Annotated in this window: 12 protein-coding genes; 5 read left to right on the forward strand and 7 right to left on the reverse strand. The window is 65.1% G+C overall.

Annotation, left to right across the window (positions count from 1 at the left end; genetic code table 11):
- Nucleotides 1-6: 6 nt before the first annotated feature.
- Nucleotides 7-1,317, reverse strand: coding sequence for a 2-hydroxycarboxylate transporter family protein (locus tag I6L39_RS00995; RefSeq protein ID WP_216990780.1), 1,311 nt, complete (start codon nt 1,315-1,317; stop codon nt 7-9).
- A 270-nt stretch (nt 1,318-1,587) separates the two neighbouring features.
- On the opposite strand from I6L39_RS00995, the gene slyA reads away from it, so the two are divergent.
- From slyA to I6L39_RS01015, 4 genes are all read left to right on the forward strand, one after another.
- Complete coding sequence (slyA, locus tag I6L39_RS01000; protein WP_216990781.1) at nt 1,588-2,061, forward strand: transcriptional regulator SlyA; 474 nt, start codon at nt 1,588-1,590, stop codon at nt 2,059-2,061.
- Between the two features lies 1 nt (nt 2,062).
- Nucleotides 2,063-3,118, forward strand: a complete 1,056-nt coding sequence (locus I6L39_RS01005; RefSeq protein ID WP_216990782.1) for an HlyD family secretion protein — start codon at nt 2,063-2,065, stop codon at nt 3,116-3,118.
- Between the two features lie 10 nt (nt 3,119-3,128).
- Nucleotides 3,129-4,157: a DUF2955 domain-containing protein gene (locus I6L39_RS01010; RefSeq protein WP_209793879.1), complete on the forward strand. Its 1,029-nt coding sequence runs from the start codon at nt 3,129-3,131 to the stop codon at nt 4,155-4,157.
- 200 nt (nt 4,158-4,357) lie between these two features.
- Nucleotides 4,358-4,717, forward strand: a complete 360-nt coding sequence (locus I6L39_RS01015) for an MliC family protein (protein WP_042074284.1) — start codon at nt 4,358-4,360, stop codon at nt 4,715-4,717.
- Nucleotides 4,718-4,775: 58 nt separating this feature from the next.
- Here the strand turns inward: I6L39_RS01015 and I6L39_RS01020 are convergent, their stop codons facing one another.
- From I6L39_RS01020 to nrdD, 4 genes are all read right to left on the reverse strand, one after another.
- Complete coding sequence (locus tag I6L39_RS01020; RefSeq protein WP_216990783.1) at nt 4,776-5,162, reverse strand: energy transducer TonB; 387 nt, start codon at nt 5,160-5,162, stop codon at nt 4,776-4,778.
- Nucleotides 5,163-5,300: 138 nt separating this feature from the next.
- Entirely contained in the window at nt 5,301-5,471 is a 171-nt protein-coding gene (locus tag I6L39_RS01025; protein ID WP_042074281.1) for a YqaE/Pmp3 family membrane protein, read from the reverse strand.
- Between the two features lie 55 nt (nt 5,472-5,526).
- Nucleotides 5,527-6,036 carry an anaerobic ribonucleoside-triphosphate reductase-activating protein gene (nrdG, locus tag I6L39_RS01030; protein ID WP_216990784.1) on the reverse strand — a complete coding sequence of 170 codons (510 nt, stop codon included), beginning with the start codon at nt 6,034-6,036 and terminating at the stop codon, nt 5,527-5,529.
- Between the two features lie 113 nt (nt 6,037-6,149).
- Nucleotides 6,150-8,267 (reverse strand): anaerobic ribonucleoside-triphosphate reductase, encoded by a 2,118-nt coding sequence (gene nrdD / locus I6L39_RS01035; protein WP_216990785.1) that lies wholly within the window; start codon nt 8,265-8,267, stop codon nt 6,150-6,152.
- Nucleotides 8,268-8,708: 441 nt separating this feature from the next.
- Between nrdD and I6L39_RS01040 the strand changes: the two genes are divergently transcribed.
- Nucleotides 8,709-9,692, forward strand: a complete 984-nt coding sequence (locus I6L39_RS01040; protein WP_216990786.1) for an ABC transporter substrate-binding protein — start codon at nt 8,709-8,711, stop codon at nt 9,690-9,692.
- 64 nt (nt 9,693-9,756) lie between these two features.
- Here I6L39_RS01040 and ligA read toward each other — a convergent pair whose 3' ends face one another.
- Together ligA and zipA are read right to left on the reverse strand one after the other, a co-directional pair.
- Nucleotides 9,757-11,763: an NAD-dependent DNA ligase LigA gene (gene ligA / locus I6L39_RS01045; RefSeq protein ID WP_216990787.1), complete on the reverse strand. Its 2,007-nt coding sequence runs from the start codon at nt 11,761-11,763 to the stop codon at nt 9,757-9,759.
- A 102-nt stretch (nt 11,764-11,865) separates the two neighbouring features.
- Nucleotides 11,866-12,999 carry a cell division protein ZipA gene (gene zipA / locus I6L39_RS01050; protein WP_216990788.1) on the reverse strand — a complete coding sequence of 378 codons (1,134 nt, stop codon included), beginning with the start codon at nt 12,997-12,999 and terminating at the stop codon, nt 11,866-11,868.
- Between the last annotated feature and the right edge of the window lie 3 nt (nt 13,000-13,002).

Genomic DNA, 13,002 nt, shown 5'->3' on the forward strand with positions numbered 1-13,002 from the left:
TGTTCCTTATGCCAGCAGGGAGATGATGAGGGTGGCCAAGATCAACATGAAGGCCCCCCCGAGACGGGACGAGATCTGGGCGAACGGCATCAGCTTCATGCGCTGGGCCGCCGACAGCACGGCCACGTCGCCGGTGCCCCCCATGTTGGCCATGCACAGGCCGCCGGTGATGGCCGCCTCGATGGGATAGAAGCCGATCATCCGGCCCACAATGGCCGCCCCCAGGGCGCCGCCCACCACGGTCGTCAGCACCATGATGAAGTAGTTGACCGAGAAGGCGCCGATGAGCTCCGGGATGCTGGTGTAGGCGATTCCGATGCCCACCAGCAGGGAAGGGGTGAGGTTGCCCACCACGAACTGGTACCAGTCGGCGGCCGCCTGCTCGTAGCGGCGCGGCAGCAGGCCGCTCACCTTGATGATGGCCACCGCCAGGATCATCAGGGCGAAGGGGTGCATGGGGACGAAGTTGCCGAGCAGGGAGCCGAGCACGAACATGCTGGAGCTGATGAAGAGGCCGAGCCCCAGGCTCTCCAGGGTCGGCGCCTGGGCCTTCTCCTCGGCCACGCCGTCGGCGTTCTCCTTGAGCATCAACTTGCCGTTGCCGGTCAGGGAGGGGTAACGGCGGCCGAGGCGCGCCAGCAGGGAGCCCACCAGGATGGCCAGGGTGTTGGCTATCACCACCGCCGGCACCATGCGCGACAGCAGATCGGCGCTGGACATCTGCAGCGGCCCGGAGAGGATCTCCACCAGCGGCACGGCGCCGGCGCCCATGCCACCGCCCATGATGGGCAGGCCGATGAGCAGCACGGCGTTCTTGAAGCCGTAACCCAGCAGGGTACCGACCAGGCCGACGCTGACCAGCGCCAGCACCACGCCCCCCAGGATCACCGGCAGGTAGCGCATGGCGGCGTTTTTCAGCAGGGCGCCGCTCATGCCGAACACAGAGCCGGTCACCAGGCTCGCGATGAAGAAGTTCAGGAAGCCCCCCTCCTTCATGAAGTTCGTGATCACCTGGCCCGCCTCGGCCGGCATGACGCCGTACTCGAACAGGGCGGCGCCGCCGAAGATGGCAAGTATGGTGCCGCCACCCAGGTATTCACGGATGGGGGGGATGCGCTCGCCGAGCTCGGTCAGCAGGGTGCCGAGCACGAACATCAGCGCCAGGGCACCGACCATGCCGAGCGGCAGTGAGCCGTTCCAGCCGGAGAAGAGGACGCAGGTGGCGAGCCCCAGGAAGATCATCATGGGCATGCCGGCTATCTGCAGGTCGCCCCAGGGCGCCTTGGCTTGTACTCGGGGGGTAGAGAGGTTTGTCATTGTTATGCTCCAGCTTGTGGTGTGGCGCCACTCTACTGATCCCCCCCGCCGCTGTCGGTTAGCAGCCTTACAAAGCCATATAAAAACATTGAAACCTTAAGCACCATTGGGCGCCGGTGCGCCCCTTGCCGTCGCCACCCTCTCCTCCCCCCGTCCGGACGCCTAACACCTTTTTCCGATTCAAACCTGAATGTGACCTTTATCACACTATTTACTTAGCCTGCGAAATAACTATAATGCTTCGCAAGCTAACTAAATAAGGAGCCCGTCATGGGAAAGGATCTGGAGATGTTGCGCGAGCTCTCCCTCGCCGAGCAGCTGGGGCGACTGCACCGGCTGTGGCGCACCGTGGCCGACCTCGAGCTGGCGCCCCTGGGGCTCACCCATCCCCGCTGGACCGCCCTGTGGAAGCTGAGCCGCCTCGGTGGCCATCTCAGCCAGAAGACCCTGGCCGAGGCGCTGGAGATAGAGCTGCCCTCCCTGATGCGCACCCTGGGCCAGCTGGAGGAGCAGGGTCTGGTGGAACGCCACTGCTGCAGCCAGGACAAGCGGGCCCGCATCGTCACCCTGACCCCGGCCGGCAAGGCGCTGCTCGACCAGATCGAGGATCGCATCATGGAGGTACGCCGTGAGCTGCTCGTCGGCATCAGCCAGCAGGAGCTGGCCCAGTTTGAAGAGATAGTGCACCGCATCTCCGCCAACGCCCTCGGCAAGATAGCCGCACAGCACGAAGAGAGAGAATGAGATGACTCCGGATCAACAATTCAAGCGCTGGATAAAGTGGGCCATCGCCTGCTTCATCCTGGTGTTTGGCTACTTTCTGCTGGCCGACATCAAGATGCCCCTGACGCCCCAGGCCATGGCGACCCGGGTCGTCACCCGGATGGCGCCCCAGGTCAGCGGCAAGGTGACCGAGGTCGCCGTGACCAACAACCAGCACGTCAGACAGGGGGACCTGCTGTTCGCCCTCGACCCCGTCCCCTTCGAACTCGCGGTCGAGCAGGCCAGGCTGGCCCTGGATCAGGCCGAGCAGCAGAACCGCCAGCTGGACGCGACCCTGACCGCCTATGAGGCGGAGTACAGCTCACTGCGGACCCAGGCCGACCAGAAGCAGCGGGAAGCGGCCCGCATCGACGCCCTCTATCGCCGTCACATGGTGTCGGAGCAGCAGAAGGACGACGCCGACAGCGCCGCCCGCACCGCCCGGGCCAACCTGCTCGGCAGCCAGGCCCGGGTAGAGCAGGCTCGCGTCAGCCGGGGGCTGCCCGGCGACGACAACCTGCTGCTGCGCCAGGCCCGCAACCGCCTCGCCCAGGCCGAGCTCAACCTCGCCTACAGCCGGGTCCATGCAAGCCAGGACGGCATCATCACCAACCTGCAGCTCAAGCCGGGCAGCGTGGCCAACGCGGGCTCCCCTCTGCTGGCCCTGGTCTCGGAGCAGGTAGACGTGATCGCCGATTTTCGCGAGAAGAGCCTGCGCCACGTCAGCCCGGGCAGCCAGGCCCTCGTCGCCTTCGACGGCGAGCCAGGCCGCCTCTATCCGGCCCATGTCGCCAGCCTGGACGCCGGGGTCAGCGCCGGCCAGTTCGACGCCAACGGCCAGCTCGCGAATCCTGTCGAGTCCGATCGCTGGGTGCGCGATGCCCAGCGCCTGCGCCTGCACCTGACCCTGGAGCAGTTGCCCGCCCACCTGCCGGCCGGGGCCCGCGCCACGGTGCAACTGCTGCCGGACAACACCCTGACCGGGTTGCTGGCCCGTGGCCAGATCCGCCTGCTCAGCCTGCTGCACTACATCTACTGAGATGACCACCATGAACCTGTGGCACAGACCCCTCACCGCCAACGAGCTGCGCCAGTGTCTGCGCATCGCCTTCGGCTGCACCCTGGGGTTTGTGCTGTGCAAGATCTTCGGCTGGAGCAACGGGGTCTTCTTCACCGTCACCCCGGTGCTGCTGCTCGGCATGGTGCCGGTGATGAACGGCCACGCCGCCCGCCAGCTCATCGCCTCCGCCGCCATGTGCGGGCTGGAGGTGGGTCTGCTGGGGGGCCTGTTCGGCAGCCACCCCGGGCTCATGACCCCCCTGGTCTTCCTGCTGTTCCTCTACCGCTTCGCCGCCATGTCCAGGGGCAGTCTGTTCCTGTTCGGCGCCAATGGCGTGCTCAGCCTCAGCATCATGCTGCACTTTGCCAGCTACCCCGGCACCGATCTGAACGACCTCATCTTCAGCAACCTCTGGGCCAGCGTCCTGTCGGTGCTCATCGCCTATCTGATGACGGCCCTGATCCCGGACGTGGAGGCCAGGCCCATCCCGGCCCCCTCCCCCAAGGCACCGCACCGGATGCGTCACGAGGCCCTGCTGGGTGCCAGCATCGCCACCCTGTCGTTCCTGGTGTTCCAGACCCTCGATCTGCGCGACTCCATGTCGGCCCAGGCCACCACCCTGCTGCTGCTCTTCCCCATGCACTGGAACGGCGCCCTCGGCTATGCCCGCAAGCGGGCCATGGGCACTTTGCTCGGGGTGAGCTTCGGCATACTCGGGCAACTGGTGCTCTACGACTGGTCCGGGTTGCTGCTGCTGGTGACCCCGGTGCTCTGGCTCGGCGCCATGCTGTTCAGCTACGCCCATGTGAAGGAGGCGAGCGGCTCCGGGGTCGGGTTCGGCGCCCTCACCACCCTCGGCATCCTGTTCGGCCAGTACCTGACGCCCGGCAACGATCTGGTGTTCAGCGCCCTCTACCGGGTGAGCAGCATCCTGGTGGCCATAGTGGCCACCCTGCTGGCCTGCTACCTCATCCACCGCCTGCTCAACCACTTCGAGGCGACGCGGTTCGGCCATTGACCCTTTTCTGTTGCCATCGGACGGCTCCCTTTCGCCCCGCTTGCCTGCCGGGGCGTTTTTTTGTCCGCCGCACGGCCGAGGCGGCGGCCCTCCTGCCCGTCAGCAGGACGCATCCCGACGCAGGGGGCCCATGATGAGGTTGCAGTTGATCCTCATCCTGTTAGGCTCAATGCCATATGACACCGTTCAAAGGATGCGACATGAAACACGCCAAGCTCTTTCTACTGGGAACCGGGGCCCTGACCCTGCTCGGCGGCTGCGATCTGGGCGCCGGCAAGCTGGGCGTCACCGGCGGGGATCCCGTCACCTACCTGTGCGAACAGAACCAGAAGGTGCAGGTGCGCTACTTCTCCCTCTCGGACGAGAGCCTGAACTTCGTCAAGCTCGCCCTGCCCGATGGCAAGGACTACACCCTGCCCCAGGCGGTCTCCGCCTCCGGCGCCCGCTACACGGACGATCATCAGGTGGTCTGGTGGAACAAGGGCAAGGAGGGATTCGTCGAGATGCGCGATGACGCCGGGGAGTGGCAGAGCCGCTACAACGACTGCAAGGAGCAGTGAGCCGCGCCGCCATGGCACACAGCCCACACGAAACATCCCGGCCTGGCAGGGGTGTTTGTCATTTCACTTCCACTTCGAATCGGGCCACTACCCGAGCCGGAATGGCTTGTGGATTCTGCTCGGATGGCCGGTAGCGCATCTTCGCCAGCCCGGAGATGGCAATGAGATCCAGCACGCCGGGGGGATGGGATTCCAGCACCTCGGGGCTGAACAGCGTGCCATTGGAATCGATGAGATAGCGAAGTGTTACATACCCCTTGACCGGCCTCTTCTCCGGCAGCCCCCCGACCGGGTTAAAGGTGCCTATATCCCCCACCAGCACCCAGTATTCGGGCAGCTCTTCCCAGGTGACATCCACCGGCGGCTGATTCAGCTTGGCGGTGGGGCTGGCACAGCCCCCCAGCAGGGCCAGGCTGGCCCACAGCAACAACAGTTTCAAACGCACTGACACTCCCTCTTCGTTGTACCGCTCGGCTCCTTGAGCGGATTGCCAGTGTCAGGCAAAGAGGCTCATTCGGAAAGTCCCCATCTGGCGCGCAATAAAAAAGGCCAACCCGGGGTTGGCCTTTTTCAATCGGGCGGATCAGCCGCGCTTGTCGCTCACCACCAGCCAGAGCGCATGGACCATGCCGGGCAGGCCGCCGAGCAGGGTCAGCACTATGTTGATGAAAAAATGCAGGCTCAAACCCACCTGGATAAAGGCGCAGACCGGGGGCAGGAAGATGGCCAGCAGGATCTTGAGCAGATTGTTCATGGGGCTCCTCGTGAAAGATGTCTTGGGGTTGGCCTAACCATAAACACCCAAGGCCTCAACTGCAAACCAGACAGGGGATCCGCTCCCCTCCTTCCCGCCAGGCGTTGAGGTCGTGAACGATCTGGTTGCGGCTGCCACGCCAGAGCAGGCCTGGGTCTGCCAACTCCTTTTCAAACTTGCCATCCACCAGCACATCCAGCAAGGCCACCAGCTCGCGCTGGGCCGGCGAAAGCTCATCCAGGCGATAGCCGGTCCAGCACCAGATGTCCTTGCCGGGACACTCGGCCCGCACCCGTTTCACCAGCGCCAGCACAAAAGGCAGGTTGGCGGGGTGGAGCGGATCCCCCCCCGAGAGCGACAGACCCCGGCGCTTGATGCGGGTGTCGTTGAGATCGTGAATGATGCGATCGCTCATGGCCTCATCGAACGGCCTGCCGCCATCGAGGCGCCAGGTGCTCTGGTTGTAGCAGCCAGGGCACTGGTGCTCGCAGCCCGACACGAACAGGGTGGCGCGGGTGCCGGGACCGTTGATCACGTCGACCGGGTAGTACTGGTGGTAGTGCATTCGAGTTCTCTGGGTTAACGGCCAACCCCCTCCCAACCTCCCCCTTCGAAAGGGGGAGGAGCTTCTTTGCCCCCTCCCCTGCCAAGGGGAGGGCTGAGGTGGGGTCTGCTCGCTTACATATGCTTGACCCGGCGCTTCACCTCTTCCTGCTTGCCCGCGTTGAAGGGGCGCGCATCCGGGCTGCCGAGGTAGCCGCACACCCGGCGGGTCACCGACACCTTGGCGGGGTCGTGGTTGCCGCAGCGCGGGCAGGTAAAGCCCTTGGAGGTGCACTCGAACTCGCCGGTGAAGCCGCAGTCGTAGCACTCGTCGATGGGGGTGTTGGTGCCGTAGTAGGGCACCTTGTCATAGCTGTAGTCCCAGACGTTCTCCAGCGCCTCCAGGTTGTGCTGGATATTGGGGTACTCGCCGTAGCAGATGAAGCCGCCGCTGGCGATGGGCGGATAGGGCGCCTCGAAGTCCAGCTTGTCATAGGGGTTCACCCGCTTCTCCACGTCCAGGTGGAAGCTGTTGGTGTAGTAGCCCTTGTCGGTCACCCCGGGCACCACGCCGAACTCCTTGGCGTCGATGCGGCAGAAGCGGGTGCAGAGGTTCTCGCTCGGGGTGGAGTAGAGGCTGAAACCGTAGCCTGTCTCCTCCTTCCACTCGTCGGTGGCCGCCTTGAGCCGCGCTATGATGGCGATGGCCTTCTGGCGCAGGGTCTCGCTGTCGAACAGGTGGACGTCGGTGCCATAGAGGGCGTTGATGGTCTCGTGTACCCCTATGTAACCCAGCGAAATGGAGGCGCGGCCGCGTTTGAAGATCTCGCTGATGTTGTCATCAGCCTTGAGGCGCACCCCGCAGGCCCCCTCCATGTAGAGGATGGGGGCGACCCGGGCCTTGACCCCGTCCAGGCGCTCGATGCGGTACATGAGCGCCGTCCTGGCCACCCGCAGGGCGGCATCCAGCCGGTCCCAGAAATCCGCCTCGTCGCGGGATTTCAGCGCAATGCGCGGCAGGTTGAGGCTCACCACGCCTAAGTTGTTGCGCCCCTCGTGCACCAGCTCGCCGTTCTCCTCGTAGGCGCCGAGGAAGGAGCGGCAGCCCATGGGGGTCTTGAAGGAGCCGGTCACCTTGACCACCTGGTCGTAGTTGAGGATGTCCGGGTACATGCGCTTGGAGGCGCACTCCAGCGCCAGCCGCTTGATGTCGTAGTTCGGATCCCCGGCCTTGTGGTTCAACCCATCCTTGATGGCGAACACCAGTTTCGGGAACACCGCGGTCTTCTTGTTCTTGCCAAGGCCGGCGATGCGGTTGCCGAGGATGGCGCGCTGGATCAGGCGGGACTCCCAGCTCGCGCCCAGGCCAAAGCCGAAGGTGACGAAGGGGGTCTGGCCGTTGGCGGTGTGCAGGGTGTTCACCTCGTACTCCAGGGACTGGAAGGCGTCGTAGCACTCCTTCTCGGTGCGCGCCATGGCGTAGGCGTCCACATCCGCGATGCCCCACTCCTCGGCCACTTCCCGGTGCTTCTGCCAGCTGATGGTCACATAGGGCGCCAGCACCTCGTCGATGCGGTTGATGGTGGTGCCGCCGTAGATGTGGCTCGCCACCTGGGCGATGATCTGGGCGGTTACCGCGGTGGCGGTGCTGATGGATTTCGGGGTGTCGATCTCCGCGTTGCCCATCTTGAAGCCGTGAGTCAGCATCCCCTGCAGGTCGATCAGCATGCAGTTGAACATGGGGAAGAAGGGGGAGTAGTCGAGATCGTGGAAGTGCAGATCGCCGCTCTCGTGGGCCTGCACCACCTCGCGCGGCAGCATGTGGCTGGTGGCGTAGTGCTTGGCGACGATGCCGGCCAGCAGGTCGCGCTGGGTCGGGATCACCTTGGAATCCTTGTTGGCGTTCTCGTTGAGCAGGGCCGCGTTGGTCTGCTCCACCAGGCCGCGGATCTCCTGGGCCAGGCGGCCGCGGGTCTCACGGGCCTGATCCCTGTCGTGCCGGTACTCGATGTAGGCGCGGGCGATGGCCTTGTCGTCGGAAGCCATCAGGTGGTTCTCGACCCGGTTCTGGATCTCGTGGATGTCCACCTCGCCTCGCCCCTCCAGCTCCTGGCTGACGGCGCCGGCGATGCGCTCGGCCAGCGCCGGATTGGCTTGATTGACCGCTTCCGCCGCCCGGCTCACCGCCTCGGCAATCAGCTGGCCATTGAATGGTGCACGACATCCATCGCGTTTGATCACTACCGGTTTCATCGATTTTCCCCGCGTTAAAGGCCTGGCTCTCGCCCTCGGCTCACCCTTGTTGAGTCCCCTTCTCCACGCCCGTCCCCGGCGCAAACAAATTCAGCCAAGGCTTGGACAACCCGGGCTGACACTGAGAGGGTGACGACTTATGCACAGCTTGATAACACTATATATGGGTGTTTTTTTTATGCTCACCCCTATATGTGGGGTCTATTAGGCACCAAAGCGGTACCTCGTTTCTTGATCCAGAACAGGTTTTCGGAGGGGTGGGGCAGTTCACAACCAGCGCCAAAAGAGGCTTTCCTTGTGCATCCCAGACGGGGGGCGGGCTGGCGCGTCATCCGGCCAACTGGAAAAAGATTTTACCTCCGACAGTAATTGACCGGGACAGGCCTGCACCAAAATGGACATAATGAGTGACGATTCTCTGCCTGTCCGATGGGACGCGACATGACCAAGCCTCTACTGCGGCGACTGCTACTGCTGCTGTGTGCCCTGCCGCTGCGGCTGTGGGGGGCCGAGATCCTGGTGATCAGCAGCTATCACCCCGAATACCTGTGGGATCGAAGCTACAACGCCAGCCTGGAGGCCCATCTGGGCAGCGCCCACCGCATCAGCCACTTCTACATGGACACCAAGCGCCGTCCCCCCGAGGAGTTCGACCGGATCGCCGAACAGGCCCTGGCCTTCTACCGGCAGGTCAGGCCGGATCTGGTGGTGCTCGGCGATGACAACGCCATCAACTACCTGGCCGGCGAGATAGCCACCCTGGGCACGCCCGTGGTGTTCCTCGGCATGAACGAGAATCCGCGCCACAAGGGGCTGGTGGGCCATCCCATGATCACCGGTGTGCTGGAGCGCCCCCTGCTCAAGCGCAACATCAGCGAGATGAGCCAGTTGATGGGGGGGATCAAGAAGGCGCTGGTACTGTTTGATTCCAGCCAGGTGTCGCTCACCGCCATCGAGGACGAGTTCAAGATCCAGACCGAGCTGCGGGTCGGCCAGACCCTGATCAACAGCCAGCTGATCGGCGACTACGGCCTGTGGCAGGAGGCCGTGCTCCATGCCAAACAGAACGGCTATCAGGCCATCTTTATCGGCCTCTACCACACCCTCACCGACGATCAGGGCAGGCATGTGAACGAGCAGGAGGTACTGGCGTGGGCCAGCGCCCACAGCCCGGTGCCGCTGTTCTGCTTCTGGGAGTTTTCGGTGGGCCAGGGCAGGGCCATCGGCGGCCTGGTGCTGGATGGCCGCGATCAGGGGGCCAGGGCGGCCGAGCTGATCGGCGCCATCCTGGCGGGCGCCCAACCCGGAACCCTGGCACCGCGCGCCGCCCTGCGCGGCGAATATGTCTTCAGCGAGAGCGAGCTGACCCGCTGGCGGCTCACCCTGCCCGACAAGTGGCGCTACAAGACCCTCTGGCGCGAGTGATGACCCAAAGAAGAAGAACCCGGCACCAGGCCGGGTTCTTCGTTTGGCGTGAAGGCAGGGCCCGTCAGCCCTGCAGCGCCTGCTGCAGCTCCGCTTCGCTCCAGACGGTGATGCCGAGCTCCTGGGCCTTGGCGAGCTTGGATCCCGCCGCCTCGCCGGCCACCAGCACATCGGTCTTGGCCGACACCGAGCCCGCCACCTTGGCCCCCAGGGCCTGCAGCGCCGACTTGGCGTCATTGCGGGACAGGGTGGTGAGGGTGCCGGTCAGCACGAAGGTCTTGCCGGCAAAGGGCTGCTCGGTGGCGGCTTTCTTCTCGATGACCGGCCAGTGGATGCCGGCGGCCAGCAGGGCCTCCAGCACCTCTATGTTGTGGGGCTGGCGCAGGAAGTAGTAGACGTGCTTGGCCACTATGTCCCCCACGTCGGGTACCTCGAGCAGCTGCTCCACCGAGGCGGCGCGCAGGGCTTCCAGGGTGAGGAAGTGGTTGGCGAGGTTGAGCGCCGTCGCCTCCCCCACCTCGCGGATCCCCAGGGCGAACAGGAAGCGCGGCAGCGTGGTGCTGCGCGCCTTGTCGATGGCCGCCACCAGGTTGAGGGCGGACTTTTGCCCCATTCGCTCCAGGCCGGCCAGCTGGATGGCGTTGAGGCTGAACAGGTCGGCGGGAGTCTTCACCAGCCCCTTGTCCACCAGCTGCTCCACTATCTTGTCGCCGAGGCCGTCCACGTCCATGGCGCGCCGCGCCGCGAAGTGCTTGATCGCCTCCTTGCGCTGGGACTCGCAGAACAGGCCGCCGGAGCAACGGGTCACCGCCTCCCCCTCCAGCCGCTCCAGGGCGGAGCCGCACACAGGGCACTGGCTGGGGAAGAGGATAGCGCGAGCATCCGCCGGGCGCTGCGCCTCCACCACCGCCACGATCTGCGGGATCACGTCCCCGGCCCGGCGCACGATCACGGTGTCGCCGATCATGGCGCCGAGGCGCTCGATCTCGTCGGCATTGTGCAGGGTGGCGTTGGAGACGGTGACGCCGCCGACAAACACGGGTCTGAGCTTGGCCACCGGGGTCACGGCGCCGGTGCGGCCGACCTGGAACTCGACGTGCTCAAGCAGGGTCATCTCCTCCTGGGCCGGGAACTTGTGGGCGGTGGCCCAGCGCGGGGCCCGCGCCACGAAGCCGAGCTCCTCCTGCAGGGGGATGGCATCCACCTTGTAAACCACACCGTCGATTTCGTAGGGCAGATCGCCACGGCGGGCCAGGATGTCGTCGTGGAACGCCTGGCAGCCGACGGCGCCCTCTTTCAGCTTCACCTCGGGGCTGAGTGGCAGGCCCCAGGCTTTCAGCTGGTTGAGGCGCTCGAAGTGGGAGTCCCCCAGTTGCTCGCCGCCTACCCCGACGCCATAGGCATAGAAGCTCAGGGGGCGGCTCGCGGTGATGCGCGAGTCGAGCTGGCGCAGGCTGCCGGCGGCGGCGTTGCGCGGGTTGACGAACACCTTCTCCCCCGCCGCCAGCGCCTTGGCATTCATCGCCTCGAACCCGGCCCTGGGCATGAACACCTCCCCCCTGACCTCTAATCGGGCAGGCCAGCCCGAGCCCCGCAGGGCGAGCGGTATGGCCTTGATGGTGCGCACGTTCTCGGTGATCTCCTCCCCCGTGGTGCCATCTCCCCGGGTGGCGGCCTGAACCAGCTGGCCGTCCACGTAGAGCAGGCTCACCGCCAGACCGTCCAGCTTGGGCTCGCAGCAGAAGGTGAAGCTCAGCTCCCGCTTGAGGCGATCCCGCATGCGCTGCTCGAAGGCAAGCAGCTCCTCGTCGCTGAACACGTTGTCCAGGCTCAGCATGGGGATCTCGTGGCGCACCTGCTTGAAGGCGGTCAGCGGCTGGCCCCCCACCCGCACGCTCGGCGAGGTCGGGGTCTTCAGCTCGGGATGCTCGGCCTCCAGCGCGATCAGCTCGCGCATCAGGCGGTCGTATTCGGCGTCCGGCACGGTCGGATCGTCCAGCACATAGTACTGATGACCGTACTCGGTCAGCAGCTCACACAGTTGACGGTGGCGGGAAAGGATATCGCTCATGGGGAAGTCTCGGACTGTGATTGAAGTAGGCAGGGTAAGAATACAAACAAAAATGCGGTACCTGGGTACCGCACTCTACATTCATTCGACCCGCATGGCGTATTAGTCGCGGCTCGCCTCGTAGGCCGCCAGCTCGTGGCGGTAGCGGGCGATGGTATCGTCGCTCAGCGGGCTGCGCGAGGCGTCGGTCAGCATGGCATCGAGATCACTGGCCAGCTGATCCGCCGCCTGCAACATGTGCTCGAACGCGAAGGCGGCATTGCTGCGCAGCGGCAGCTGCATGAAGAGCGACACACCCGGGGTGCTGAACTGCTCCATGCGATAGGGGTTGAAGGTGCCCGGCTTGACCATGTTGATCATGGAGAAGAGCACCTCGCCCTTGCCGCCCAGATCCTCGTGGCGGTGGAAGATGTCCATCTCGCCAAACTTGAAGCCAAGCGCCAGCAGGGAGGAGAGCAGGGTGGCCCCTTGCAGGTCGTGACCAGGACGCGCCATCAGGTTGATGACATAGACATCCTGCCAGATCTTCTCGACCGGGGCCGGGGCGGGTTCAGGCTCGCTCGCATGAACCGGCTCCTGATAGGCGGGCTCGTCATCATAGGCAGGCTCTTCATAGGCCGGTGCCGGCTGGGCATAACGGGGCGCCTGCTGCGGAGCGGCCTCGCGGGCACCGAAGGTCGGCGCCTGGGCGTAGGCGGGCTCCACCAGCGGCTCTTCGTCCAGCGGCTGCATCATGGGTTCGCGCTGCGGGCGGGAACGGTGTACCGGGGTACGGCGGATCACCTGGGCAGGCTTGCGCACAGGCGCGGCAGGCGCCTCTTCCACGGGTTCTGCGCTCGGCTCCTCATACTCGTCCTCTTCTTCTTGATAGACGGGCTGGGGCGCCACCGGGCGGGCGGCGGGCTTGCGCACCACGGGGGGCGGCAGATCGACATCGTCATCTTCATCATCGAAGGCGGGCGCGGCGGCGCGGCGGCTGACGTCCGGCTGGCGGGGTTCATCGTGGTGGAGCTTGGGCTCGGCACGGCGGCCACCGCTGACCACGCGCACCTGACCGATACCATCGCTGTCAAACGCATCGCTGTCGCGTTCCCGCGACTTGGATTCCATCCGACCCAGGGGTTTCTCCTTGATCGGTGCCTGACGGTTCTTTCTGTTGCTCCACAACCCGTGAATGAGCAATGCCGCGATGGCAATACCGCCCAGGGCAACCAAGATGTAACGCAATTCCTGCATTAG

This window comes from Aeromonas sp. FDAARGOS 1409 (genome assembly GCF_019048705.1).
GTDB classification, from domain to species: domain Bacteria; phylum Pseudomonadota; class Gammaproteobacteria; order Enterobacterales; family Aeromonadaceae; genus Aeromonas; species Aeromonas sanarellii.